The organism is Streptomyces sp. 1331.2 (assembly GCF_900199205.1).
GTDB lineage: Bacteria > Actinomycetota > Actinomycetes > Streptomycetales > Streptomycetaceae > Kitasatospora.
The window spans coordinates 4,798,695-4,823,945 of the sequence record NZ_OBMJ01000001.1 but is presented as its reverse complement, the minus strand read 5'-3'; the positions used below and the strand labels follow the sequence as shown (position 1 = coordinate 4,823,945).

Genomic DNA, 25,251 nt, shown 5'->3' with positions numbered 1-25,251 from the left:
ACCATGGGAGGGGATCGCGATGATCACAGTGACGGGCGCCACCGGAAACATCGGACGGACACTGGTGGAGCTGCTGGCCGCACAGGGCGAAGAGGTGGTTGCGGTGTCGCGGCAGGCCCGGCCCGCGCAGCCCGGCGCCGCCGGGGTCCGATGGGCCCAGGGGGACGTCGGCGACGCCGCGAGCCTGCGACCCGCCCTCGACGGGGCCCGGGCGCTGTTCCTTCTGCTGGGCGGCGAGCTCAACACCCGGGGCGAGAGCCCGGACGCCCTGCTGGAAGCCGTCGCGGACGCCGGTGGCGTCGAACGGATCGTCCTGGTGTCCTCGCAGATCAGCGCCACCAGGCCGGACGCCCCGTCGCACGCCCGGCTGCGCGCGTTCGAGGCGGCCGTCCGCACGTCCGGACTGGAAACCACCATCCTGCGACCCGGCGGCTTCGCCTCCAACGCCTTCGCCTGGGCCGAGACGGTCCGCACCAAGCGCACGGTCTTCGCCCCGTTCGGCGACGTGGCCCTGCCCGTCGTCGACCCGGCGGACATCGCGGCGGTCGCGGCGGCCGTACTGCGCGAGGACGGACACGCGGGCCGTGCGTACGAGCTGACCGGGCCCGAGCCGATCAGCCCGCGCGAACAGGCCGCGGTGCTCGCCGAGGCCCTGGGCGAGGAGCTGGTCTTCGTGGAGCTGTCCCGCGAGCAGGCCCACGGCCACCTCGCGCAGTTCATGCCGGCGGAGGTCGCCACCGGCACCTTCGGCATCCTCGGTGCCCCGCTCCCCACCGAAGTGGCGGTCAGCGCCGACGTGGAGACGGTGCTGCGGCGCCCGGCCGCACCGTTCCGGGCCTGGGTCGAGCGCAACCTGCCCGCGTTCCGGTAGGCGGATAGCACCTGCCCACGGCAGGACCCGCCCACCCGGAAGCCGGGCGGGCGGGTCGAACAGACGGGGCTCCGGCTGCCACTCGGCCGGCGACTACGGAGCCGAGGCCCGCCGCACAGGAAGTCGGCCGATCCGACTTCCTGTGCGGCGGGCCTGCCGTCAGGGCATGCGCCAGCAGTCGGCCGGGTCGTCGAGCCACGCCCAGTGACCGTCCGGCATGACGGTCAGGCCCAGTCGTGTGGGCCCGGGGCGGTCATCGGCGGGCCACCACCGATGGGCGGCTTCGACGCCGTTCCGGGAGACGGTGCGCGGGGGCCCGTTGTGCGGTCAGGCGAGGGTGGCGGTGCGGAGGTGGCGAGTGCGGACTTCGCAGAGGGCGCCGAGGAGAGCAGCCGCGAGGTTGAGGGTCAGCAGTCCGAGCATCGGTGGTGGGTGTCCCGGTTGCGCTTGTACTCGCGGAGGAGCGCGAGGAGGTTGATCAGGGTGCTGGCCGGGATGTTGCCGAGGTTGATGAGGCGCAGGCCGTGGAGGTTGGTCTCGCCCGGGGCGGCGGAGGGCCAGAGGAGGCCGAACTCGCGCCCCTCGGTGCGGAGTTCGATGATCAGCTCGGAGAGCTGGCGGATGGTGAGGTGGAGCAGGGCCGGGTCGGCGGGGTGGAGCGGGTGGTGGGCGCTCACGCGGCACCGTCCAGTTCGAACCAGACGGTCTTGCCGAGGTGCTGGGGGTCGACGCCCCATCGGTGGGTGAGGCCGGCGACGAGTTGGAGGCCGCGGCCGGCCTCGGCGAGGACGGAGAGGGGCTGCTGCTCCGGGAGGTCCGGGCCGCGGTCGGAGACGGTGACCCGGAGGGTGTTGGCGAGGAAGAGGATGAGGACGACCGGGGAGGTCGTGTTCGCATGGCGCCACGCGTTGACGATCAGCTCGACCATGGCGAGTTCGGCGTCCGCGATGGAGGAGGGCGGCCAGCCCGCACGGGTCATGCCGTCGCGCAGGGCGTCGCGGGAGAGGCTGAGGGAGGGGGAGTTGAGGTTGCGCACAGGAATCTCCCTGGAATGAGGGGGGATTGAGGTGAGCGGGCTGTCGCCGTGAGCGAGTCCGGACAGGATGCTCTGCGGTGCGAGGCAGCGTTACTGACGCCCGCATCGGTGATCGGTGCATCACCGACTGTAGGGCATCGGTGGTACATGTAGGGGTACTTCTACCCCGCCCTTCACTCGATCGATGGATTGCTGGACCCTTCACGGGATCGAGATGGATGCTTGGGGGCATGCCACCACGAACCACCCCGTCAGCCAGGCAGGAACGAGTAGGCACTGAGCTGCGGAAGATGCGCGACTGTGCCGGCCGCACGACCGCCGACGCTGCCGCGCTGTTCGGGTTTGCCCGAACGAAGATCACCCAGATCGAGAAGGGGCAGTACCCGATCAGCGCTGAGCGGGTGAGGATGCTCGCCAGCGAATACCAGGAGAGCGATCACGCCTTCGTAGAAGCACTCGCGGCCATGGCCGAAGAACGCCACAGGGGTTGGTGGGAGGAGTACCGAGGCTCCGTACCGGTCGGCTTCCTGGACATCGCGGAGGTCGAGTACTTCTCCAAGGGAATGCGCACCTATCAGATCTCGCACGTCCCAGGCGCCATGCAGACCGAGGAGTACGGACGGTCCATCTTCCGAGATCTCTACCCGCCGCTCTCGCCACGTCTGCTGGAAGCCCGTGTAGAGCATCGAGTCCAGCGTTCCGCCTTCCTGATGCGGGAAGATGGCGAACCGTACTCGGCGTTGGTCCATGAAGCGGCCCTGCGAATGCTGTTCGGAGGCCGTGATGCCGCAAAACGACAGATGGACAAGCTGCTTGAGTACTCGGAGCTGCCCCACGTCACTCTTCGGGTGATCACCTTCGGCACCAACGGCTTCATGGGGGCGGGACAAGGCATCGTCTATGCGAACGGCCCAGTGCCTCGCCTCGACACCGTCCAGCTCGATGCGGTCGGCGGTCCTGCGTTCCTCCACGAGCAGCGACAGATGGAGAACTACCGTCACATCATCGACAAGATGACGGAGCGGGCTCTCACCGAGAGCAAGTCTCGCGATGCCATCAGGCTCATCAAGAAAGAGATCTAGCGCCATGGAAACACTTCGCTGGAAGCGACCGGAAGCCTGCCCCGATGGCTCAAGCTGCCCGGAGGTGGCCATAGGCCCCGACGCCGTCTATGTCCGCAGCAGTCTTCTGCCCGAGGCCATCGCCCAACTCACCACCGACGAATGGCGTGACCTCGTCTCGGCCATCCGTGCCGGGGAGTTCGACGTCTGACCTCACCGGGCGGGCGGGCCGTTCCTCGAACGGCCCGCCCTTCCCTCACGCCGCCTTCGCCGTCGCCCGGACGCCGAAGTGCACGTAGCGGCTGCCGTCCGCCAGCGCGTAGAACACCACCGGTATCCACGCGTCCTTCTCGTTCCTCCGCCCCGCGAACACCGTCTTCGCCGGCGTGTGCGACACCGCCGTCAGCTCCCACACCAGCGGGTCGAACGTCCCCGCGAGGCCGTCGGCCCCCTCGTACGTGAGCGTGAGCGCACCGCTCTCCGCCTCCCCGATCGTCATCAGGAAGCCCTCGCGCTTGTACCTCCCGACGAACTCCCCGACCTCGACCGCCACCGGCTCCGCGGGCGGCTCGAAGCCGGGCATCGTCACGCCCGCGAACTCCGCCGACAGCTCCCTGCACAGCGCCTCGAACACCTTGGGCGCCGCTCCCCCGCCGTTCGTCAGCAGCACCACCGCGACGCCCTTCTCCGGCATCGCCCGCAGGTACGCCAGCTGCCCGAACGTGCTGCCGTCGTGACCGAACCCGCGTACGCCGTCCCACTCGAACAGTCCCCAGCCGAGCCCCCAGTGGGCCCCCAGGAACCACTGGTCCGGCATCTCGACCTCGCGGTTCAGCATCGCCTCGACCACCGCCGCCGGCAGCACCCGCGTACCGTCCGGAGCGAGACCCCCGTCCACGAACAGCCTGGCGAACCGGGCGACATCGGCCGCCGTCGCGCAGATCCCGCCGTACGGGCCGGCCGAGCGGGGCAGCATGTTCCACAGCGGGGTGGGCACCGGCTCCTCACCCGGGTCGGCCATGTGCCCCATCGCGGCCCGGAAGCGCAGCACCTCCTCCGGCAGGGTCATGGTGTGCTCCAGGCCGAGCGGGCCGGTCAGCAACTCCTTCAGTGCCGCGTCCCAGGTGCCGCCGGTCACGACCTCCACGATCCGACCGAGGACGTTGTACGCGGTGCTGGAGTACGAGACCGTCGCCCCGGGCGGGTTGGTCAGCCCGACGTTCCGCGCGCCCTCGATGTAGCGGGCCAGGCAGTCGTCCCCGCGGCCGGTGTCGTTGACGTAGTCGCCCTCGATTCCGCTGGTGTGGTTGAGGAGTTGACGCGGCGTGATGCTCCGACTCGCCTCGGCGTCGGCGACGGCGAACTCGGGCAGGACGTCGACCACCGGGGCGTCGAGGTCCAGCTTTCCGGCCTCGGCGAGCAACACCACCATCGCTGCCGTGTAGCCCTTGCTGACGGAGCCGATCTGGAACACGGAGTCGGTGGTCACGGCGACGCCGGTCTCCGAGTGCAGGATGCCGGAGGCCAGTTCGTGGATCTCGCCGCCGGCGAGCACGGCCAGGGTGGCGCCGTGGATGCGGTGCGCGGTGAGCAGTTCGTCGAGGCGGGCCTGCCAGCGGGCGGCGTCGAAGGCCGGCGTCTCCGGCATCGACTCGGGCACGCCCAGCGCGCGGTTGACGGTCCGGGCGACGTCCCGCTCCGTCCGCTCCAGGAGCTTGGCCACCTCCTGGTCGACGACCCTGGACACTGCGCGGCTCAGGTCTTCCGTCATGTGTTCTCCCTCGTGGTCACGACGGTCGGGTGCGGCAGCGGTGGACTCGACATCCGCGCGGCCGGCCGAAGCGACCGTCAACTCCCCCGTGGCCTACGGATACAGGGCTTCGCCCCCGACTGGGTCCGTTGCTGCCGATCACGACACTAGCGCGAACACGACCCATTTCAAACACCGTTTGAAACTCTGCGGCCTTCCACCGCCCCCACACCGGGCGCTGTCGGCCCCCGCGCCTAGGCTGGCGGCCAAGCAAGGGAACGAGGAGCAGAGCTGTGCGGATCGAGCGTCACCAGGTGGACCAGTCGGCGGTTTCGACGGCCCGCGAGGACTTCGTCAACCGGATCGGACGCATGGTCCACTCCTACTCGCGCGCCGGTCTGATGACCGCCACCGAATGGCGGCTGATCACCGACGAGTTCCTCGACTACCTCGGCGCACTCTCCGCCGAGTCCCCGGCCCTGGACACCCCCGAGGCCAAGGCCGTCCTCAAGGACGCCACCGAGGCCGCCGCCGGCGCCATCTCCTTCGCCGCGTACTACTCGTACGACAGCTTCCAGGTCTTCCTCGACTACCCCAACTTCGGGATGAGCTACGACCCCGACGACGCGGAGGAGGGCTTCCGCCGAAGGACCGTCCTCCCACAGCACTGGCTCGACGCGCTCTGCCTGGCGATCCTCTCCGACAAGGTCTCCCGGCACGGCGAGGCCTTCGCCTTCACCTGGCAGGCCATGCCCGCCGGCGGCGGCTACTCCGCCGCCCAACTCGCCAACGGCTTCATGGCGCACCTCTTCGGCGACACCCGCGACGGAGACGCCGAGGACGCACCCGCCGCCGACACCCCCGAACAGCGGCTCGCCGCCATCGACACCGCACTGGAGCAGATCGAGGACCGGGACAGCGAAGCCACCCTGGCGCTGCACACCCTGCGCGCCCTCGCCGCCGAGGACCGCGAAGCCTTCGACACCGGGCTGCACTCCCTCCTCGACCGCACCGGCGGCGCCCTCCCCCGCAGCCTCCTCCCGCTGCTCCCCCTCGCCCTCGCCGCGCTCGCCCACCGCACCCACGGCTGGCTCCCCGCCGTCGACACCGACTACCTGCCGCGCACCGTGATCACCGGCTTCCCGACCTCCGGCCCCCGCGTCGCCGCGCTCGGCCGCGACCGGCTCCCCGAGGCCGCCGCCCGGCTCGCCGCCGGGCCCTTCCACGTCGACCGGCCCACCCCGGCCCTCCCGATCCACCCCGACAGCGAGGCGCTGTACGAGCGGGCCACCCGGGAGGCCGTCAACCCCGGGCCCGACGACCGCCACACCGTTTCCCGCCTCGCCCGCGCCCTGAGCAAGCAGGCGCTCCTGTTCCAGGCCCGCGCATCCCAGTCCGCCGACGTCACCGACACCCAGCTCGCCGGCCTGCGCCTGGCCTCCCAGCTGGGCGCCGCGCTGTTCCGCACCGCCCTCGCCGAGCCCGGCACCGAGGCCGAGGTCACCATCGACGGCCGTACGGTCCGCTACCCCGCCACCCGGGGCGAGGACACCGGGCCCGGGCACTGGCAGCTCGCCCTCGAACTCGCCCTGATCAGCGGTGCCCGCGAGGACCTCGCCCCGATCGTCCTCGCGGGCCCCACCCACTCCACCGCCGACCGCTCCGCGTTCGCCTCCTACCGCGTCGCCCTGCACGACTACTTCCGGGGCGTCGACCCGCTCCCGGCCACCGAACAGGCCCTGCGCGACCTCAAGCGGGCCGAGGACTGGGGGTTCGCCCCGCCGCCCGTCGTCCTCTTCTCCCAGCTGGTCGAGGGCGACGAGACCAGCTTCAACCTGGCACTGGTCGACGCCCTCGAAGCCCACCGCGACCACCACTCCGTCGCCGACCGCGCCACCGACTCCGACGCCGCACTCAACCTCGAAATCCTCGCCCTCGCCTGCCACGCCCGCCGCCGAGGCTGGACCATCCACGTCGACTCCCCGTACCTCCCAGCCCGCCTCCTCGCGTAGCAGCGACGCCGGCAGGCCCGGGGCCCGGGCCGGGACCCGGACCCTGGCTAGGCCCTCGGATGAAATATGTCGACCGGTCTACTGATTCTTCCGGCCCAGGCAGCCGCTCGCATAGGAAGTCGGCCAGGCCGACTTCCTATGCGAGGGCCGGCAGCCCGCGCGCCAGAAAATATGCAGACCGGTCTACATATCGTGGGTGCCCGGGCCGCCGGGGCGGCATCGGGCGGGCGAGCCTGCACCAAAAGTCGGCCAGGCCGACTTCCTGTGCGGGGCGCCCGACTCGGGAGAATATGCCGACCGGTCTACATATTCCCTTTCCAGATAAGCCGGATGCCCGGCGCATCTGCTCGGGCGCCAGAAGTCGGGTCGGCCGACTTCTGGCGTTCGGGATGAGGCGATGTGAGCCGCCGTCGGCGCCGGGCTTCCCCGTGTGCGGCTTAGTGCGTGCGCTGTCTTGCTTAGCCTGCTACCTTGTGATGCATGGTACCTGGCATCACCAACCCGGGCGGCTCTTCCGATGCGTCCGCTGCTTCCGATGGGCCGGTGGCGACCCAGTTGCGCAAGGGCGTGTTGGAGTACTGCGTGCTGGCGCTTCTGCGGGACGGGCCGCGCTACGGCGTCGAGTTGCTGCAGGAGCTCGGCCGGTACCCCATGCTCGCCACCAGCCAGGGCACGATCTACCCGCTGCTGTCCCGGCTGCGCCGTGCCGGCCTCGCCGACACCTTCCTGCGGGACTCCGCCAGCGGTCCGTCCCGTCGCTACTACACGCTCACCGACGCCGGCCGGGAAGCGCTACAGGAATTCGCGGCGCTCTGGCCCGCCTTCCGCGAAACCGTCGACCACGTCCTTGACCTCGACCTCGACCTCGCCCCGGGAGAGAACCCGTGACCAACCCCATCGAGCACCCCCTGGTCCGCGCCCATCTGGACGCGGTCACCCGCTACACCGCGCCGCTGCCCGAGGAGCGCCGCCGCGAGCTCCTGGCCGACCTGCGCGAACACATCGAGGTCACCCTCGCCGAGCACGACCCGACCGACGAAGCCGCCGTCCGCGCCGTGCTCGACCAGTTGGGCAGTCCCCGGCGGATCGCCGACGCCGCACTCCAGGAGGAGGGCATGACCCGGCCCGAGCCGGAGGCGTCCGGCCGCACGAAGCTGACTCTGCTGTTCGCCGTACTGCCGTTCCCTCTGCTGCTCGTCCCGGCCGTCGGGCCCGCGCTGGCGCTGGCCGCCGCCGTCATCGCCGCCACCCGGGTCTCCAGGTCCCAGGTGTGGACGCGTCGACAGAAGAAGCAGGCTGCTCTGCTCCTGCTCGCGCCCGTCCTCACCACTCCGCTGGCCGGCGCCGTGTTCGCCGCCCTGCCGGGCGGGCTGACGCCGGTCAACCTGCTCGCCGCCTGCGCGGTGGGCTTCAGCCCGGTCCTGGTCGCGGCGGCGCTGCTGTCCCGCTCCGCCGCCCGCCTGCGCGGCGCCGCCGCCACGGGCTGAATCAGCGGCCCCGGCGGCGGCGGAACTCCACCAGCCACTCCCGTACCTGCGCCTCGTCGTGCAGGTACGGCCCAGCGGTCGGCCTCGTTCCGGCTCACCCGGCCGTCCGCCACCCCGACGAACCACCGCTCGATCTCGTCCAAGCCCGGCTGCCCGGCGCTCTCCACGGCGTCACCGCGCACAGGTCACCGCTCATAGGTCACCACCCACACGTCGCCGCTCACAGGTCACCGCTCACAGGTCACCTCTCACAGGTCGTCGGACCCGATGACGGCCGGGCCGAGGCCGGCGGGGAGCAGGGCCACCGCAAGGGCGGCCGCCTCCTGCGCCGTCGCTGCCTCGCCGGTCAGGTCCCGGTCGCGCAACTCCGGGTCTTCCGCATGGCCGCGGCTGCACTGCACGAGGAACGGGCGGGTCTCCGTCCCGGGGGTGATGAAGACCGCCAGCGAGCACGGGAAGCCGACGCAGGCCCGGAAACCGACGCGCCACATGCTGGCGAACGGGAACAGCCGCCGCAGCCGCGGTTCGGCATGCGTCGCCTCCACCAGCTCCCCGAACTCCGGGAATTCGGGCGCCTCCGCCGCCTGCCGCCGGAGCCGACCCCAGGCCAGGTCGACCGCCTCGGCCGGGCCGCGCTCGACAGCCTGCGCGAACTCACTGGACTCCAGCCACGGCAACAGCTCGTGCAAGTCCCGCAGGCTCTTCCCGCTCCCCCAGGCCACGCCCGCCCGGACGACGTCCCGGAGGTCCGTGGTGGCACCGCTGATCATCTCGATCCCATGGGTCGTGCCGGTGACGCCGAACCAGCGCCGCTCGGAGCCGATGTGGACGTCCAGTGGCTTGCGGCCGGGGGCCGAGGCGGAGATGCCCGCCGACGTCACACCCCACAACCCCGGCATCACCGTGATGTCCAGGGCCAGCTCGGCCGCCGTCCGCTCCAGGAGCGCGCCCAGGCTGCCGGCGGCGGCGAGGTCGGGGTAGAGCTCAGAATCCATCCCGCAAGTATGGCGATACGGCGATACGGCGATACGACGACCGCGGACCGAGAAACGGCTTGATCGCATCGCTTCCGAACTCCCCGAGCGGAAGGCGGTTTTCCGCTGCGCGAGGCCGGGGTAGTGGTCGAGGCGTTCGCATCCGTACGGTCCACAAGTCCGATGTGGAACCGAATCTTTGACATTCCGTCAATTCAAGGGACTTCCCATGGACAGGCTTCTCCGCAACACCCTCGCGATCGTCGTGACCGCCGGAGCCCTCGGCATCGCCGCCGCACCCGTCGCCACCGCCGTCGACCAGGCGCAGCCGATGGCCGGGGTGCAGGCAGCGGCCGGCGTGCAGGCGCAGGTCCGCAATCCGAAGACGGTCAAGGCCGACGCCTACAACCAGGCCCGCAGCATCCTCGCCAACGCGGGCAGCCAGACCGCCGCCAAGTCGCACCCGATCCACGGCAAGAACGACGTCCCGGTCTCCTACGGCACCGGCCTGCTCGCCTCCGCCCGGGACGAGTTCCGCGCGGCGGACAAGAACCTGCCGGCGGGCCAGAAGAAGTCCGACATGTCGATTCCCCACTACAACGCCATCCACAATGCGGCGAAGGTCATGGGCATCGACCGCTGGTGAGCACCCGGCCGCGTCCGGCGGCAGACCCCAGCGGCAGGCCCCGGTTACCGGCTACCGGCTACCGGCTACCGGCCCGCCGCTACCGGCGGGTGACCTCCGGTCCGGCCGGCCGGCCGTCCCCGTCGACGGTGTAGACCCTGGTCTCGTGCGTCGCGGTCACCGTGATCCGGCCCGGCCCGGTCCACTCGGCCTTCAGGAAGCCGTCGTTCTCCCCCCAGGTGCCCAGGCTCCAGTGCCGGGCGGACCAGCCGCCGCCGGTCAGCAGCTCCACGCGGTAGACCGGGTCGATCGAGAAGGCGATGTCGGTGACCGTCAGCACGTGGTCGGGATGGTCCGGGCCGGGCTTGCGTTCGATCAGCCGCCCGTCACCGCCGACGACGAACGACAACGTCCCGATCGCGATCCCGATGACGATGAGCGGCGACAGGACGGCCGCGAAGCCGATCTGCGCCCATCGCGTCCGGAACTCGAACCGGACCACCACGGAGGCCACCAGGAGGACGACCGCGGCGCCGATCAGCAGCACCGGATGGTTCAGCCGGCGCTCGACCTCCACCAGGCCGCCGGAACGTGAGGACAGGTACCCCGGCAGGTACACCAGAAGCGCCGCCAGCGCCGCGCCTCTGAGCCACCACACGATCCGATTGCGGCGCGTCACCGTCATTTGCTCCCCCCGGAGTTGCCCTTTGCCGGGACTTTACTACGGGATGGCCAGCAGGCCCGGGCAGCGGATTCGCTCCGCCGCCCGGGCCCGGTGGACCACCGGCCGCACCCCCGGTCACCGCCGGTGGAAGACGCTCCTCGACCAGAAGTAGCCGAGCAGCGTCAGCCCGGTGCACCAGGCGAGGGCGCTCCAGGCGCTGGTGCCGATCTCGGTGCCCGTCAGCAGGCCGCGCAGGGTCTCGATGACGGGGGTGAAGGGCTGGTACTCGGCGAACCAGCGCAGCACGGTCGGCATGGAGTCGGGCGGGACGATGGCGCTGCCGATGAAGGGCAGGAAGGTCAGCGGCAGCGGCGTGTTGCTCGCGCTCTCCGGCGTCTTCGACACCAGCCCGATGCCGGCCGAGATCCACGTCAGCGACAGCGTGACGAACATCAGCAGCCCCGCGGCCGCCAGCCACTCCAGCGGGCCCGCGTTCGACCGGAAGCCCATCGCGAAGGCCGCCCCGATCACCAGCACCAGCGCGGCCATGGTCTGGATCACACTGCCGACCACGTGGCCCGCCAGGAACGCCGACCGGGATATCGCCATCGTACGGAAGCGGTTGACGATGCCTTCCGTCATGTCGACGCAGACGCCCACCGCCGTGGCGACCGAACCCGCCGTCGCCGTCATCAGGACGATGCCCGGCGTCACGTAGTCGATGTAGCTGCCGCCGCCGATCCCCGCTCCCAGGGCGCCCCCGTAGGCGTAGTTGAAGAGCGCCAGCATCATCACCGGCATCAGCACGACCGAGAAGGTCATCGCCGGGTACCGCTGCGCGCGCTTGAGGTTGCGCCGCAGCATGGTCAGCGAGTCGCTGACCGCGTAGCTCGTCGTCGCGCTCATCGCGCACCCTCCCCGGTGAGTGTGAGGAACACGTCGTCCAGATCGGCCGTCTCCACGACCAGTGACTCGGCCCGTACGGAGGCGTTGTCGAGCGCGTCCAGTACGGCCTTCACCGTGAGGACGGAGTTGTCCCCCGGGATGTCCAGCCTCAGCGCCTCGGTGTCGACGGCGGCGTAGTCGAACAGTGCCGCGGCGGCGCCCAGTTGACCGGCGTCGGCGAACCGGATCCGGATCCGCCCGCCGGGGACGATCCGCTTGAGCTCCTCGGCGGTGCCCTCGGCGACGATCCGGCCGCCGTCCAGGACGGCGATCCGGTCGGCGAGTTGGTCGGCCTCCTCCAGGTACTGGGTGGTGAGGAAGATCGTCACCCCGTGGTCGGCGACCAGCCCGCGGATGATCTCCCACATGGTGCGCCGGCTGCGTGGGTCCAGCCCGGTGGTCGGCTCGTCGAGGAAGATCACCTTCGGGTCCCCGACCAGCGTCATCGCCAGGTCGAGCTTGCGCCGCATGCCGCCGGAGAAGGTGGCGACGGGTGTGCGCGCGGCCTCGGTGAGATCGAAGCGCCGCAGCAGGTCCTCGGCTCGCCTCCGCCCCTCCCGACGGCGGAGGTGATGGAGGTCCGCCATCAGCATGAGGTTCTCCTCGGCGGTGAGCAGGTTGTCCACGGCCGAGAACTGGCCGGTGACCCCGATCGCCTTCCGTACCCCGTCGGCCTGCCGGGCCACGTCGTGCCCGGCGACCTGGGCCGAGCCGCCGTCGGCGGGGATCAGGGTCGAGAGGATCTGCACGGTGGTGGTCTTGCCGGCGCCGTTCGGCCCGAGCAGGGCGAACACACTGCCTGCCGGGATGGCCAGGTCGACGCCCCGCAGGACCGCCTTCTCCCCGTACGACTTGGTCAGCCCGACTGCGGAGATCGCCGACATCAGGCCCTCCGGATGGTGACGCTGCCGACCTGGGTCTGACCGCGGACCTCGACGGTCTCCCGGGCGTCGCCCGGGCCCTCGCTCGTACCGAGGTCGTGCCGGACGCTGCCGAACTTGCTGTGCACGTCGAGCCAGGCCGCGGTGCCCTCGGCGATGCCGACCTCCAGGTCCCCGACGCTGGTGTTCAGGGCGACCTTGCCCCGGACGACCCGGCCGAGCCGGATGTGGCCGTTGGCCGTCTTGGCGTCCACGCCCGCCAGGGCGACGCCGACGTGGATCCGGCCGTTGGAGGCGTTGGCCGTCAGCTCGCCGTGCACCTCGTCGATCTCGGTGTCGCCGTTGCTGTTCTTGACCGTCAGCCGGCCCTCGACGGTGCCGACCTCGATCCGGCCGGCGCCCGACACCTCGGCGTCACCGGTGACCGTGCCGAGCCGGATGTCCCCGTGGTCGGTCTTGAGCCGGACGTTCTCGGCCCGGTCGAGCTGGATCCGGCCCATGGAGGCCTTCAGCCGGCAGTCGCCGAGCGGGCCTTCGGTGACGAAGTCCGCCATCGGGGACTCGGCGTGCACCTCGGAGCCGGCCGGCAGGTCGAGCAGGACCTCGATCGAGCCCTTCTTGTTGGAGAACACGGTGCGCTGCTTGGGGCCCTTGAGGGTGAGTCGGCCGCCGGAGAAGCCGACCTGGGTCAGCTCGGCGGCCTTGACGTCCGCCTCCCTGGCGGCGTTGGCGGGGCGGACCTCGACCACGGCGTCGGTGCGCTTGCTCGCGCGGATCCACACCGAGCCGATCTCGAAGTCCAGGGTGGCGGAAATCGGTCCGTCGGTCTCGTACGTAGGCATGGCTGTCCCGTCCTGTTGGCTCGTGTTGGTGTTCCCGCTGGTCGGAGCGGGGGTGACGTCGAAGGTGCAGGGGAGGTGCAGAGGGTGGAGACGGAGGCGGTTCAGGCGGTGGAAAGGGTCAGTGGACCCAGCCGGTGAAGCCCTGGCCGCCGCCGCTGCGTGGGGCGCGGGTGCCCGGGTCGGCGGCCGGGCGGGCGGCCGGCTGACCGCCCTCCAGCGCCCCGGCGACGGCCCGGACCAGCCAGGCGTTGAGGGAGAGGCCCTCCTGTCCGGCGGCCTCCTCCGCCCGGGCCTTGAGGTTGGCGGGCAGACGCAGGTTGATCCGGGCGGTGCCGCTCTCGTCCGACTCCGGCACCGCCGCCGTCGGAGCCACCGGAGGCACCATCGGCGGCGCCATGGGCGGCACCATGGGCGGCACCATCGGTGGCACCACGGGCGGCACCACCGGCGCCGCATCGCCGTGGAAACCCTCCGGGCCCGGCGGCGCCGTCACCACGAACTCCGGGTCGAGCCCGCGCAGGCGCACGTCCACCGATCCGGGAGCGAGGTCTCGGGTGACCTCGCCCATGGCGGCCGAGAGCGCATTGAGCAGGGTGAGCCGCACGGCCGACTCCAGCGGGAGCGTCAGCCGATCGGCCAGCGCGCGGGCTTCGTCCCCGCCGGCTGCGGCGGCCACCGCGAGCTCGTTCCGGAGGTTTTCGACGTACGGCGTGAGGTCCATGGCTCAAGCATGGCACAGCAGTGGTGCCATGTCGAGTCATTGATGGCACCACTTTGGCGCCACCCGCTGGAGGGCCCCTCGAAGGGCCCGGAAAACGGCACCGCCCCGCCGGCCGAAGCCGACGGGGCGGTGCGCTGCGGTGCACTACACCAGAGGAAGGGGCAGGTCAGCGCCGCCAGCCCGCCAGGTGGGCGTCGATCTCGCCGACCAGCCTCGCCTTGCCCGCCTGGTCCAGGAAGGACGCCTCGACCGCGTTGCGGGCCAGCGCCGCCACCCCGGCCTCGTCCAGACCCAGCAGCCGCGCCGCCACCGCGTACTCGGTGTTGAGGTCGGTGCCGAACATCGGCGGGTCGTCGCTGTTGACCGTCACCAGCAGACCGGCGTCCACCATCTGCTTGATCGGGTGGTCCTCGATCCGCTCCACGGCCCGGGTGGCGATGTTGGAGGTCGGGCAGACCTCCAGCGCGATCCGGTGCTCGCCCAGGTGGTCGAGCAGCGCCGGGTCCTTGACCGCCTGGGTGCCGTGCCCGATGCGCTCGGCGCCGAGCACCCGGATCGCGTCCCAGACCGTCTCCGGCCCGGTGGTCTCGCCCGCGTGCGGGACGCTGCGCAGGCCGACCGCGCGCGCCCGGTCGAAGTAGGGCTTGAACTGCGGGCGCGGCACGCCGATCTCCGGGCCGCCCAGGCCGAAGCTGACCAGGCCCTCGGGGGCCAGCTCGGTGGCCAGCCGGGCGGTCACCTCGGCCGCCTCCAGACCGGCCTCGCCCGGGATGTCGAAGCACCAGCGCAGCACCACGCCGAGCTCCTTCTCGGCCCGCAGCCGGGCGTCCTCGATCGCCTCCATGAAGGCGACCTCGGGGATGCCCCGCCGGACCGAGGAGAACGGCGTGATGGTCAGCTCGGCGTACCGGATGTTCTGGCGCGCCATGTCCTCGGCGACGCCGTAGGTCAGCGCCCGGACGTCCTCGGCGTCCCGGACCAGGTCCACGACGCTCAGGTAGACCTCGATGAAGTGCGCGAAGTCGGTGAAGGTGAAGTACTCGGCGAGCGCCGCCGGGTCGGTCGGCACCTTGGACGCCCCGGCGTGGCGGGCGGCCAGTTCGGCGACGACGCGCGGCGAGGCCGAGCCGACGTGGTGGACGTGCAGTTCCGCCTTGGGCATCCCGGCGATGAACGCCTCGATGCCGCTCGCGCTTCCGGTGCCACCGGTGCTCCCGGTGTTACCGGTGGGGTTTCCGATCCGACTTCCGTCCGGCTGGACCACGGCGGTGCCCTACTTCCTTCTCCGCGCCTTCTACGCGCGTTCCGACAGTGCTGGCAAGCATAGGCCGAGGCCGGCCCGCCCCGGAGGGACGGCGCCCGGCTCACTCCGGAGGGACGGACACCCCGCCCGCCCCGGAGGGACGGCGCCCGGCTCACCCCCCGAGCGCGGACGCCACGGTGTGGATCAGGAGCCCGGCCAGGGCGCCGACCACGGTTCCGTTGATCCGGATGAACTGCAGGTCGCGGCCGACGTTGGCCTCGATCTTGCGGGAGGCCTCGTCGGCGTCCCAGCCCGCCACCGTCTCGGAGATCAGCGAGGTGATCTCGGCACGGTAGGTGTCGACCAGGTACTGGGCGGCGTCCTGGAGCCAGCCGTCGACCTTGGCCTGCAGCTTGGGGTCGGTGGCCAGGCGCTCGCCGAAGCGCCGCACGCCCTCGCGGATGCGCCGGCGCAGTTCGCTGTCCTCGTCCTCGGCCGCGCCCATCACCAGGGTGCGCACGGCCGTCCAGGTGGAGTTGATCAGGTCCTGCACCTCGGGGCGGGCCAGCAGCTCACCCTTGGCGCGCTCGACCCGGGCAATGGTCTCCGGGTCGGTCTGCAGCTCGGTCGCGAAGTCGGCGAGGAAGTTGTCGATCGCGCCGCGGGCCGGGTGGTCCGGGTCGTCGCGGATGTCGGTGACGAAGCGCAGCAGCTCCTTGTAGACCCGCTCGCCGACCTGGTGGTCGATGAACTTGGGCGTCCAGCCCGGGGTCTTCTGGGTCACCTTCTGCACCACGTCCTCGTGGTTGTCGGTCAGCCAGCCGTGCGCGCGGACGGCCACCAGGTCCACCACGCCGTGGTGGCCGCCGTCCGCGACCACCTTGCCGAGCATCCGGCCCATCGGCTCGGCCACCGAGGTGGCGGCGGCCCGCCTGGTCACCGCCTCGGCGACCACCGCCCGCACGTCGTCGTCGCGCAGCACTGCGAGCAAGCCGCGCAGCGCCGCCGAGGCCTCCTTGGTGACCCGCTCGGCGCTGCCCGGCGCGGCCAGCCACTCCCCCAGCCGGCGGCCGATGCCGAGCGCCGCGAGGCGCCCGCGCACCACGTGCCCGGAGAGGAAGTTGTCGCCGACGAAGTCGCCGAGCGAGCGCCCGAAGGCGTCCTTCTTGGTCGGGATGATCGCGGTGTGCGGGATCGGCAGGCCGAAGGGGCGGCGGAACAGCGCGGTCACCGCGAACCAGTCGGCCAGCGCGCCCACCATGCCCGCCTCGGCGGCGGCCGCCAGGTAGCCCGCCCAGGCGCCGGCCCCGGCCGCCTTGGCCCAGGTGGAGAGGGCGAAGACGAGGGTCGCGAAGGCCAGCAGGCCGGTCGCGATGGTCTTCATCCGGCGGACGCCCTGTCTCTTCTGCTCATCGGCCGCGGTGAACCGGACCCCGGGGCCGGTCCCGCTGAAGGCTTCGTCACTCACCCCGCCAGTCTGCCCGGTGCCCGGCGCGGGCGAGGGCGCGCCTCGCGATCACGCGCCGGGCGTGCAGACCACCCTCACGCCGGGCGTACGCGCCGTCACCCAGGGCACGGCCGGGGCGGGCACCCCGGGACAACCGCCGGACGGCGCCCCCTCACACCCCGGACGGCCGGCCGAGGGCAGCCCGCCACGCCGCCCCGCCCGGCACGATCCGCCGCAGCCCGCGCCGCACCTGGGCCGGGACGACGCCGCGCCACAGCTGCTGGGCGAGGTTCAGCGGCGGAGCCGCCTCGACCACCGGATCCTCCCGCAGCAGGAACAGCTCGTCCGCCAGCCCGAGCCGGCCGTCCCGGAACGCCGGGTAGCCCGCGTAGTGCCGTCGGCCCTCCACGACCGTCGGCGGCTCACCGTGCGCGGCCTCGTAGCGGATCTGGTCGCGCAGCGCCTCCGGCCTTACGGCCGCGGCGAGTTCGAGCCGCACCCGCCCGGCGGCCGGCAGCCGGTGGTACACCTCGCGGGCGCCGAACCGCTCGACCAGCCGGGCCACTTCGCGGCACACCCGCTCCTGCAGCCCGGCGTCCAGCAGCAGGAAGCCGTCCCCCAGCAGCCGCGGCACGTCCCAGCTGAAGCTGCGCACCCGGATGGCGTCCAACTCCTCGCCCGGCTCCGCCAGTTCGGCGGCCACCTGCTGCAGCGCGACGATCCCGCGCAGCCGGTCCAGCACCCCGGCCCGCTCGGTGCGGTAGCCCAGGTCCTCACGCAGCACCAGGAAGCAGCAGTCGCAGTCGGCGAGGACGGACCCCCCGCCCGCCCGCGGGCAGACCTCCGGGGTGAACGGCTGGTCCGAGTAGACCGTCGACTCCTCGTTGCGGCACAGCCCGTGGCACCGGACGAGGTCCGTTCGGAGCAGCTTGGCGTCGGCCGGCGCCCAGGCCGGCGCCGAGTCGGCGAAGCCCACGGACACGGCGTCGGAGACCACGACCACCACGGTCACGTCGGGTACGGCCATCGGGCGGCGGGCCTCCGGTCCTGGTCTCGGCAGGTGACGAACGGCCAACTCGGCTCCGGACCCCGGAGTCACGACCGTCACCCGCACCGGCGACGGCGAGCAGAACACCCGCCCGGCCACCGTACGCACGAACACCACACGCGCCCACGAACGCACAGCGACCGGACGACCCCGACGACCCCGACGCCCTCGCCGCCCGCTCAGCCGATCGCGACCTCCGCGTACATCCGGGCGATCACGTCCTCGATGGCCGGCTCGCGCACCGAGAGGTCCACCAGCGGGTACCGCTCCGCGACCGCCGCCACGATCGGCGCGGCGCTCTGCTGCGCCGGGAAGGCCAGCCACTGGCGCGGCCCCTCGACCTTGACCACCCGCGCCCCGGCCACCTCGATCGGGGCCCGGGCCTCGGCGAGGTCCACCACGAGCGTGCGCTCGCTGCGGCCGGTGGCGTGCAGGCCGTCCAGCCCGCCGTCGTACACCACCCGGCCGTGGTCGATCACCATCACCCGGTCGCAGAGCTGTTCGATGTCGGTCAGGTCGTGCGTGGTGAGCAGCACGGTGGTGCCCCGGTCGCGGTTGACCTCGCGCAGGAACTCGCGCACCTTGCCCTTGCTGACCACGTCCAGGCCGATGGTCGGTTCGTCCAGGTAGAGCACCTGGGGGTCGTGCAGCAGCGCCGCCGCGAGGTCGCCGCGCATCCGCTGGCCGAGCGAGAGCTGACGGACGGGGGTGTCCAAGAGGGCGCCCAGATCGAGCAGTTCGACGCAGCGGTCGAGGTTCTCGCGGTACCGCTGGTCGGGGATGCGGTAGATCCGGCGGGCGAGTTCGAAGGAGTCGCGCAGCGGGAGGTCCCACCAGAGGGTGGTGCGCTGCCCGAAGACGACGCCGATCCGGCGGGCCAGTGTGACGCGTTCGCGGGCCGGGTCGACCCCGGCCACCCGCAGCCGTCCGGAGCTGGGGACGAGGATGCCGGTGAGCATCTTGATGGTGGTGGACTTGCCGGCGCCGTTGGGCCCGATGTAGCCGACGCACTCGCCGGCCTCGACGGTGAAGCTGAGCCCGTCCACCGCGCGCACCTCGCGCTTGGTCCGGCTGAACCGGCCGGTGCGGGCCCGTACGGTGAAGCTGCGGTGGACGTCCTGGAGTTCGATCAGTGCCATGGAAACTCCTTGCGAGCGACGATGGTTCGGTTGACGGCCCGGGCGGCGGCCCCGACGGCCCGGGCGGCGGCCCGGGCGGCCGTTCAGCTGCCCGTCCCGCGGTAGGCGCGCAGCCCGGCGCGCCAGGCGAGCCCGGCGGCGGCGACGCAGAGGGCGGCCGCGACCGGGGAGGCGTACTGGAAGGCCGTGGGCAGGCCGAGCGGGTCCGGGCGGCCGAGGATGTGCAGGGCGGGCAGCCAGTTGACGAAGGCCAGCGGGACGCCGAAGACCACCCCGGCGACCAGTTCCTTGGCGAAGATCGTCGGTGGGTAGTGCAGCAGGGTCGCGCCGCCGTAGGTGAAGGAGTTCTGGATCTCCTTGGACTCGCCCCACCAGAACTGGACGGTGGCGCCGCCGACGTAGATCGCGCCGAAGATGACGCTGCCGCAGACCAGCAGGACGGGTACGAGCAGCACCCGGTCCCAGGTCCAGTGCACGTCCAGGGCGGTGAGCGACCAGACCAGCACCGCCACGGCCTGCAGGGGGCGGCCGAGCCGGCGCAGCGAGAAGCGTTCGGCGCACAGCTGGGAGAGCGCGGGGGCGGGGCGGATCAGCATGGTGTCCAGGGAGCCGTTGACGATCCGCACGCCGAGGCCGTCGACCGAGCCGACCAGCATGTTGGCGACGCCGAGCGAGAAGGTCGCGGTGGCGTAGAGGAAGGCGATCTCCGGCAGGTTCCAGCCGCCGAGCCGGTCGGTGTGCCGGAACATGATCACCAGCACCACGAAGTCGAGGGAGTGGATGGCCAGACTGGCCAGCAGGTTCAGTGCGAAGGACGCCCGGTAGGCCATCATCGAGCGCATCCACATCCGGGCGCAGAGCCACCAGGAGCGCAGCGCCCAGGCGGCCCGCGCCGCGAGCGGATCACGGCGGGTCGCGAGCGGATCGTGGCGGGTCGCGCGGGGATCCCGGCGGGGAGCCGTGAGCTGCTCAGCCACCCTGCACCACCACCCGACGGGTCGCCAGCCACTGCGCGCCCCGGCCGGCGGCCAGCAGCGCGGCCGCCCAGGCGAGTTGGAAGCCGAGCGCGCCGAGCAGGCCGCTGCCGCTCGCGCGCTCCAGGAAGACGTCCGTCGGCACCTTCACCAGCGCCGCCCAGGGCAGCACCGGGGCGAGGTCGCCGAGCAGGCCGGGGAACAGCGCGATCGGCAGCAGCATGCCGGAGAAGAACATCGAGACCACCAGCATCACCGAGCGCACGCCCTCCGAGTCGTGCAGCCAGAAGCCGGTGATCGAGACCAGGAACCGCAGCCCGAAGCTGACCACGACCGCGAGCAGCACCGAGAGCAGGAAGAACGCCCAGGTCAGCGGCTGTTCGGGCATCCGGGTGCGGAACACCAGGGCGCCCACAAGCAGCGGCCCGGTGCCGCGGACCAGCAGTTGGAAGGCGGCACGGCCGAGATCGGTGGCCAGCCACCAGCCCTGGAAGTCGACCGGACGGTAGAGGTCGACGGCGATGTCGCCGCTGCGGAATCGGTCCTGGAGGTCGTCCTGGAAGCCGCCGCCCCACACCGCGACGGTGACCAGCAGGGCCTGGCTGATCCAGATGTAGGTGACGGCCTGGCTCTGGTCGTAGCCGCCGAGGCCGGGGCGGGCCTGCCACAGGGCGAGGAAGGAGGAGGCGAGGATGATGCCGAAGACGGTGTTGGTGAAGGTGCCGGCCAGGGTGGCGGCGCGGTAGGTGGCGTAGCGGCGGAAGGCGCCGCGGGCGACGGCGGCGTAGAGCCCGAACGAGGCGGCGGCGTGGAGCCCAGGCGGGGCGGCCGGGTCGGGCCCGGGGGAGGCGGCCGGGGCCTCCGCCGGATCGGGGGGCCTCGCCCCGGCGGGGGCAGCGTTCAGCATATTGTCTCCTTATCGACAATTACGGGCGCAGGGAGATACCGCCCGACACCGGCGCACACCCCAGCGGCCCCGGCCGGCCACACCCGGGGGTACCGGGCGGGGGGGCGGAGCTGCCGAAGTGGATGCGCTATCCGGTTTGCACCTTTCACCGTACCGCCGACGACCAGCCCCCGCACCCGGATTTCCCGAGCCCACCGACCAGCGCCCGCACCCGGATTTCCGGATCCCACCGACCAGCCCCGCGGCCGGATTTCCCGAGCCCGACGACCAGCCCCACCCACCGCTGAGCGGACGTCAAATAGCACATAATCTCCGCATGACCTTGAGCACCCGCCGCCAGGCCAAACGGGCCGCCCGCCGCGAGGCCCGCCGTGCCCTCCCGCTCTGGCGCCGGCTCCTGCCCACCTGGCGGATCACCCTCGGCACCCTCACCGCGCTGTTCCTGATCGCCGTCGGCAGCTTCGCCGTGCTCTACGTCATCGTCCCGGTGCCCGACGCCAACGCCCACGCCGTCGCCCAGAACAACATCTACCTCTACGCCGACGGCACCACCGAGATCGCCCGCACCGGCGCCGTCAACCGCACCGACGTCACCATCGACCAGATCCCGCTGCAGACCCAGCAGGCCGTCGTCTCCGCCGAGGACCGCACCTTCTACCAGAACCGCGGCATCGACCTGACGGGCATGCTCCGGGCCGGCTGGAACACCCTCACCGGCAAGGGCATGCAGGGCGGCTCCACCATCACCCAGCAGTACGTCAAGAACTACTACCTGACCCAGGACCGGACCATCGAGCGCAAGGGCCGCGAACTCCTCATCGCCCTCAAGGTCGACCAGCAGCGCGACAAGCGGGACATCCTCGCCGGGTACCTCAACAGCAGCTACTTCGGCCGCGGCGCCTACGGCATCCAGAGCGCCGCCCACGCCTACTACGGCGTCGACGCCTCCGCACTCACCCTCACCCAGGGCGCCTACCTCGCCTCCCTGCTCCAGGCCCCCAGCCTCTACGACGTGAAGACGGCCACCCCCGCCAACCGCGAGAAGGCCATGGCCCGCTGGAACTACACCCTCGACGGCATGGTCCAACTCGGCTTCCTCACCACCGCCGACCGCACCGCCGCCACCTTCCCCGACCCCATCGACCCCCAGCCCGCCACCGGCCTCGCCGGCCAGGCCGGCTACCTCGTCGGCGTCGCCGACGACTACCTGATCTCCTCCGGCACCATCGACGCCGCCACCCTCAAGGCCGGCGGCTGGCGGATCACCACCACCTTCGACAAGCCCCACCAGGACGCCTTCGTCAAGGCCGTCCAGGACGAACTCACCGACGAACTCGACCCCACGGCCCGCCCCACCACCGACACCGACGTCCGCGTCGCCGGCGCCTCCGTCGAACCCGCCACCGGCCGCGTCGTCGCAGTCTACGGCGGCCCCGACTATGCCAAACAGCCCTACAACGACGCCCTGCGCCAGGACAACCAGATCGGCTCAACCTTCAAACCGATCGACCTCGCCGCCGGCCTGCTCGCCCAGCACACCCTCGACGGCCGCCCCATCACCACCGAAACCCGCTACGACGGCACCAGCGAACGCCCCGTCACCGGCGGCCCCACCCCCTACGCGCCGCCCAACGAGGACGGCATCGACTACGGCGACATCACCCTGCGCCACGCCATGGTGAAGTCCGTCAACTCCGTCTACGCCCAGGAGGGCGTGGACGCCGGCCTCGCCCGCGTCCGGGAGACCGCCGTCAGACTCGGCATCCCCGACAGCGTCCGCGGCATGGACCCCGCCAACACCTCGATGACCCTCGGCACCGCCACCCCCAGCGCCCTCGACCTGGCCGGCGCCTACGCCACCCTCGCCAACCACGGCCAGGCCCACACCCCGTGGTCCGTCCTCAAACTCGAACGGGTCAACCCCGGCGGCGCCGTCGACGTCCCCAAAATGCCCGACCACAACCCCACCGACGCCATCGGCCGCGGCTTCGCCGACTCCGTCACCGACGTCCTGCGCGACGTCGTCAGCCCCCGCGGCACCGGCGCCGCCGCCCTCGACCTCGGCCGCCCCGCCGCCGGCAAGACCGGCACCACCGACTCCAACCTCTCCGCCTGGTTCGCCGGCTACACCCCCGAACTCACCACCACCGTCGGCCTGTTCCGCGAGAACCCGAAGACCCACGCCAAGGAACCCCTGGCCGGCACCGCCGGACTCACCCGGATCAACGGCGGCACCTTCCCCACCAGGATCTGGACCGCCTACATGACCGCCGCCCTGACCGGCACCCCCACCCAGCAGTTCGACCTGCAGACCGGGGACACCCCCACCACCTACACCTGGCCCACCCCCACCGCCAGCACCAGCCCCAGCAGCACCACCCCCACCGGCGACAGCCGGCCCACCGGCCCCACCCCCGCACCGGACACCGCCCCCACCCACGCCCCCAGCGCACCCCCCGCCACCGGCGAACCCGCCCCCGGGCCCGGCACCCCCAGCCCGCAGGCCCCGCAGCCCACCCCCAGCCGCGAACAGCCCAGCCCCAGCGCCCGGCCCACCCAGACCCGGCCGCCCCGGCCCACCGACCCGCCCACCGCCACCGACGGCCCCGCCACCCACCCGGTGGCGACACCCACGCCCTGACGGCAAGCCCGAGCGGGAACTACCGCCCCGCCACCAACTCCCGCTCCACCGGCGTCCGGAACCGCGGCGTCACCCGCACCTCCCCCAACCAGCCCGCCAAGCGCGCCGCCTCCGCCGCCACCGCCCGCTCCGCCGCCACCCCGACGTCCCGGAACAGTCGCCACACCACCTCGCCGTCGGCCCGCTGCGCCCAACCGCCCACCACCTCACCGCACCACCACACCGTCGGCCCGGCATTGCCCGCCCGGTCGAACAGCCCCGGCACGTCCTCCGGCCGCAGGTACCAGTCCCGCCCCCGCCAGCCCATCACCGCCGGATCCAGCGCCGGCAGCAACGCCGCCCACGGCTCGGGCTCCTTCACCGGCGCCTCGTCCCCCGGCAGCACCAACCCGGCCACCCCGCCCGCCAGCTCCACCTCCTGCGCACCGACGTCCGCCAGCGCCCGGCGGACCTCCCCCAGCGTCCAGCCCGTCCACCACTTCACGTCCTCGACCGTGCCCGGCCCGTACGCCCCCAGCCAGCGCCGCACCACCTCCGCCTTCGCCTCCCGCACCGGCACCTCCGGCCACTGCGGCACCAGCGCCCACGGATAGCTGCTGCTCAGCCACGAACCACGCGGACGGCAGCGCCGCACGTGCCCGTCCGAGGCCAACAGCCGCAGCAGCCGACTGCCCACGCTCTGCCGTGCCTCGTACGGCTTGCCCGCCGACATCAGCATCGTCTCGCGCAACTGCGGGACGTCCTCGGCGAGTTCCTTGGTCGTCGCCTCCCCGCGCACTGCCAACGCCGCCAGCACCTCGCGCTCCGCCGCGGCCAGCCGCGCCTCGTCCCAGCCCTCGGCGTGGTCCCGCAGGTGCTTGAGCAGCGTCGCCCGCTCCTTGGCCGCGATCGCCCGCGCCGCCCCCGAACTCACGTACGGCGCCAGGCCCTCCGTCACCGCGAAGATCGTCCGCCGCATCGACAGCAGCTTCACCAGCGACACGTCCTCGTACAGCGCGCGGTCCACCTCCGCCGCCGAGGGCACCACCAGCCGCGCGCACGCCGACAGGTACACCGTGGCCGCGTCCGTCGCGTGCAGCCCGACCACCGCGTCGGCCACGTCCTCCACCCGCGCCGCCCGCGCCGAAGGAGCCAACGCCTGCCGCCGCCCCAGCCGGGCCCGACGCTCGCCATCACCGATCACCGGCACACGCCTCGTCATGCCCGGACCTTAGCGCCCACCACCGACAATCCCGCCCCACCCGAAGCACCGCCCGGGGCGAGTTCCGCCGCCGGGTGCACCCGCCCACCGGTGCCCGGCCGGCACCGCCGGGCGGCGGCCCGGCCCTGGCCGGAGCGTCGCCGCGAGCATCTGCGGGGCGATCGAGGCCCTGAGCCGGGCCCTCGCGGTGGAACTCGCCCCGATCCGGGTCAACGCCGTCCGGGCCGGCATGATCCGCACCCCGCTCTGGTCCGGCCTGCCGGACACCGACCGCGAACAGCTCTACGCGCAGACCGCCGCCGGCCGCCACGGGCCCGATCGCTACAGGTACAGCCCGGTCGACCCCTCGGTGTCCCCGAAACGGGTCGCCGCCACCGCGTGCAGGTCGCGCTCGCGCAGCAGCACGTAGGTGGCGCCGCGGACCTCGACCTCCAGCTTGTCCTCCGGGTCGTACAGCACCCGGTCCCCCGGCTCCACCGAGCGCACGCTCTGGCCGACGGCCACGGCCTCCGCCCAGGTGCACCTCTTACTGAGCTCCGCGGTCGCCGGGATCAGGATGCCGCCGGTCGACCGGCGCTCGCCCTCGGCGCCCTCGATGCGCACCAGCACCCGGTCGTGCAGCATGCGGATCGGCAGCTTCTCGCCCAGCCGGTCGTGCCGCGTCGGCTCGTGCGGGTGGTCGGGGTGGGTCTCGTGGTTCGTACTCACGGTCCCGAAGGTACCGCCCCCGGACGCGCGGCGTGACGCTGGGCCGACATCCGGAAGGTGCGCGGGAGACACGG

The 25,251-nt window shown here is 72.3% G+C and carries 26 protein-coding genes; 9 read left to right on the top strand and 17 right to left on the bottom strand.

Annotation, left to right across the window (positions count from 1 at the left end; genetic code table 11):
• Positions 1-19 precede the first annotated feature (19 nt).
• Entirely contained in the window at positions 20-871 is an 852-nt protein-coding gene (locus CRP52_RS20725; RefSeq protein ID WP_097237764.1) for an SDR family oxidoreductase, read from the top strand.
• Positions 872-1,278: 407 nt separating this feature from the next.
• Here CRP52_RS20725 and CRP52_RS20720 read toward each other — a convergent pair whose 3' ends face one another.
• Positions 1,279-1,548, bottom strand: coding sequence for a hypothetical protein (locus CRP52_RS20720; RefSeq protein ID WP_097237763.1), 270 nt, complete (start codon positions 1,546-1,548; stop codon positions 1,279-1,281).
• A complete protein-coding gene (locus CRP52_RS20715) occupies positions 1,545-1,907 on the bottom strand; it encodes an ATP-binding protein (RefSeq protein WP_097237762.1) in 363 nt (120 codons plus the stop codon). The genes CRP52_RS20720 and CRP52_RS20715 overlap by 4 nt, the downstream gene beginning before the upstream one ends.
• Positions 1,908-2,125: 218 nt before the next feature.
• On the opposite strand from CRP52_RS20715, the gene CRP52_RS20710 reads away from it, so the two are divergent.
• Together CRP52_RS20710 and CRP52_RS40840 are read left to right on the top strand one after the other, a co-directional pair.
• On the top strand, positions 2,126-2,989 hold the full coding sequence (locus CRP52_RS20710) for a helix-turn-helix domain-containing protein (RefSeq protein ID WP_107474902.1): 864 nt from the start codon (positions 2,126-2,128) through the stop codon (positions 2,987-2,989).
• Positions 2,958-3,179, top strand: a complete 222-nt coding sequence (locus CRP52_RS40840) for a DUF397 domain-containing protein (RefSeq protein ID WP_373560508.1) — start codon at positions 2,958-2,960, stop codon at positions 3,177-3,179. The genes CRP52_RS20710 and CRP52_RS40840 overlap by 32 nt, the downstream gene beginning before the upstream one ends.
• Before the next feature lie 45 nt (positions 3,180-3,224).
• Here CRP52_RS40840 and CRP52_RS20705 read toward each other — a convergent pair whose 3' ends face one another.
• Complete coding sequence (locus tag CRP52_RS20705; RefSeq protein ID WP_257032734.1) at positions 3,225-4,739, bottom strand: serine hydrolase domain-containing protein; 1,515 nt, start codon at positions 4,737-4,739, stop codon at positions 3,225-3,227.
• Between the two features lie 272 nt (positions 4,740-5,011).
• Here CRP52_RS20705 and CRP52_RS20700 point away from each other — a divergent pair, with 272 nt between their 5' ends.
• The 3 genes from CRP52_RS20700 (at position 5,012) to CRP52_RS20690 (ending at position 8,217) form a co-directional block, all read left to right on the top strand.
• The gene (locus CRP52_RS20700; protein ID WP_257032733.1) at positions 5,012-6,730 is read left to right on the top strand and encodes an immunity 49 family protein; all 1,719 of its coding nucleotides are present in this window, start codon (positions 5,012-5,014) and stop codon (positions 6,728-6,730) included.
• A 480-nt stretch (positions 6,731-7,210) separates the two neighbouring features.
• Positions 7,211-7,618 (top strand): PadR family transcriptional regulator, encoded by a 408-nt coding sequence (locus CRP52_RS20695; RefSeq protein ID WP_097237760.1) that lies wholly within the window; start codon positions 7,211-7,213, stop codon positions 7,616-7,618.
• The gene (locus tag CRP52_RS20690; protein ID WP_097237759.1) at positions 7,615-8,217 is read left to right on the top strand and encodes an HAAS signaling domain-containing protein; all 603 of its coding nucleotides are present in this window, start codon (positions 7,615-7,617) and stop codon (positions 8,215-8,217) included. Before CRP52_RS20695 ends, CRP52_RS20690 begins: the two co-directional genes overlap by 4 nt.
• A gap of 248 nt (positions 8,218-8,465) precedes the next feature.
• Here CRP52_RS20690 and CRP52_RS20685 read toward each other — a convergent pair whose 3' ends face one another.
• The gene (locus tag CRP52_RS20685; protein WP_097237758.1) at positions 8,466-9,212 is read right to left on the bottom strand and encodes a DUF6193 family natural product biosynthesis protein; all 747 of its coding nucleotides are present in this window, start codon (positions 9,210-9,212) and stop codon (positions 8,466-8,468) included.
• Between the two features lie 208 nt (positions 9,213-9,420).
• Between CRP52_RS20685 and CRP52_RS20680 the strand changes: the two genes are divergently transcribed.
• The gene (locus CRP52_RS20680; protein ID WP_097237757.1) at positions 9,421-9,837 is read left to right on the top strand and encodes a hypothetical protein; all 417 of its coding nucleotides are present in this window, start codon (positions 9,421-9,423) and stop codon (positions 9,835-9,837) included.
• Positions 9,838-9,916: 79 nt separating this feature from the next.
• On the opposite strand, the gene CRP52_RS20675 is transcribed toward CRP52_RS20680, so the two are convergent.
• From CRP52_RS20675 to CRP52_RS20625, 11 genes are all read right to left on the bottom strand, one after another.
• Positions 9,917-10,495, bottom strand: a complete 579-nt coding sequence (locus CRP52_RS20675; protein WP_143685794.1) for a hypothetical protein — start codon at positions 10,493-10,495, stop codon at positions 9,917-9,919.
• Between the two features lie 120 nt (positions 10,496-10,615).
• A complete protein-coding gene (locus CRP52_RS20670) occupies positions 10,616-11,386 on the bottom strand; it encodes an ABC transporter permease (RefSeq protein WP_097237755.1) in 771 nt (256 codons plus the stop codon).
• A complete protein-coding gene (locus CRP52_RS20665) occupies positions 11,383-12,309 on the bottom strand; it encodes an ATP-binding cassette domain-containing protein (RefSeq protein WP_097237754.1) in 927 nt (308 codons plus the stop codon). Before CRP52_RS20665 ends, CRP52_RS20670 begins: the two co-directional genes overlap by 4 nt.
• On the bottom strand, positions 12,309-13,148 hold the full coding sequence (locus CRP52_RS20660; protein WP_097237753.1) for a DUF4097 family beta strand repeat-containing protein: 840 nt from the start codon (positions 13,146-13,148) through the stop codon (positions 12,309-12,311). Before CRP52_RS20660 ends, CRP52_RS20665 begins: the two co-directional genes overlap by 1 nt.
• A 118-nt stretch (positions 13,149-13,266) precedes the next feature.
• Positions 13,267-13,869, bottom strand: a complete 603-nt coding sequence (locus CRP52_RS20655; RefSeq protein WP_097237752.1) for a toxin-antitoxin system HicB family antitoxin — start codon at positions 13,867-13,869, stop codon at positions 13,267-13,269.
• A gap of 166 nt (positions 13,870-14,035) precedes the next feature.
• On the bottom strand, positions 14,036-15,109 hold the full coding sequence (locus CRP52_RS20650; protein ID WP_373560566.1) for an adenosine deaminase: 1,074 nt from the start codon (positions 15,107-15,109) through the stop codon (positions 14,036-14,038).
• A gap of 175 nt (positions 15,110-15,284) precedes the next feature.
• Positions 15,285-16,580, bottom strand: coding sequence for a DUF445 domain-containing protein (locus CRP52_RS20645; RefSeq protein ID WP_097237751.1), 1,296 nt, complete (start codon positions 16,578-16,580; stop codon positions 15,285-15,287).
• Positions 16,581-16,731: 151 nt separating this feature from the next.
• Positions 16,732-17,586 (bottom strand): hypothetical protein, encoded by an 855-nt coding sequence (locus CRP52_RS20640; RefSeq protein WP_097237750.1) that lies wholly within the window; start codon positions 17,584-17,586, stop codon positions 16,732-16,734.
• A 200-nt stretch (positions 17,587-17,786) separates the two neighbouring features.
• A complete protein-coding gene (locus CRP52_RS20635; RefSeq protein WP_097237749.1) occupies positions 17,787-18,746 on the bottom strand; it encodes an ABC transporter ATP-binding protein in 960 nt (319 codons plus the stop codon).
• Positions 18,747-18,829: 83 nt separating this feature from the next.
• The gene (locus CRP52_RS20630; RefSeq protein ID WP_257032728.1) at positions 18,830-19,723 is read right to left on the bottom strand and encodes an ABC transporter permease; all 894 of its coding nucleotides are present in this window, start codon (positions 19,721-19,723) and stop codon (positions 18,830-18,832) included.
• Positions 19,716-20,627, bottom strand: coding sequence for an ABC transporter permease (locus CRP52_RS20625; protein WP_097237748.1), 912 nt, complete (start codon positions 20,625-20,627; stop codon positions 19,716-19,718). Before CRP52_RS20625 ends, CRP52_RS20630 begins: the two co-directional genes overlap by 8 nt.
• A gap of 316 nt (positions 20,628-20,943) precedes the next feature.
• Here CRP52_RS20625 and CRP52_RS20620 point away from each other — a divergent pair, with 316 nt between their 5' ends.
• On the top strand, positions 20,944-23,268 hold the full coding sequence (locus CRP52_RS20620) for a transglycosylase domain-containing protein (protein ID WP_143685792.1): 2,325 nt from the start codon (positions 20,944-20,946) through the stop codon (positions 23,266-23,268).
• Positions 23,269-23,287: 19 nt separating this feature from the next.
• On the opposite strand, the gene CRP52_RS20615 is transcribed toward CRP52_RS20620, so the two are convergent.
• Positions 23,288-24,469, bottom strand: coding sequence for a winged helix DNA-binding domain-containing protein (locus tag CRP52_RS20615; protein ID WP_097237747.1), 1,182 nt, complete (start codon positions 24,467-24,469; stop codon positions 23,288-23,290).
• Positions 24,470-24,497: 28 nt separating this feature from the next.
• Here CRP52_RS20615 and CRP52_RS20610 point away from each other — a divergent pair, with 28 nt between their 5' ends.
• Positions 24,498-24,878, top strand: coding sequence for an SDR family oxidoreductase (locus tag CRP52_RS20610; protein WP_097237746.1), 381 nt, complete (start codon positions 24,498-24,500; stop codon positions 24,876-24,878).
• Here the strand turns inward: CRP52_RS20610 and CRP52_RS20605 are convergent.
• Positions 24,791-25,093: a GroES family chaperonin gene (locus CRP52_RS20605; protein ID WP_097240225.1), complete on the bottom strand. Its 303-nt coding sequence runs from the start codon at positions 25,091-25,093 to the stop codon at positions 24,791-24,793. The genes CRP52_RS20610 and CRP52_RS20605 overlap by 88 nt on opposite strands.
• Positions 25,094-25,251 lie beyond the last annotated feature (158 nt).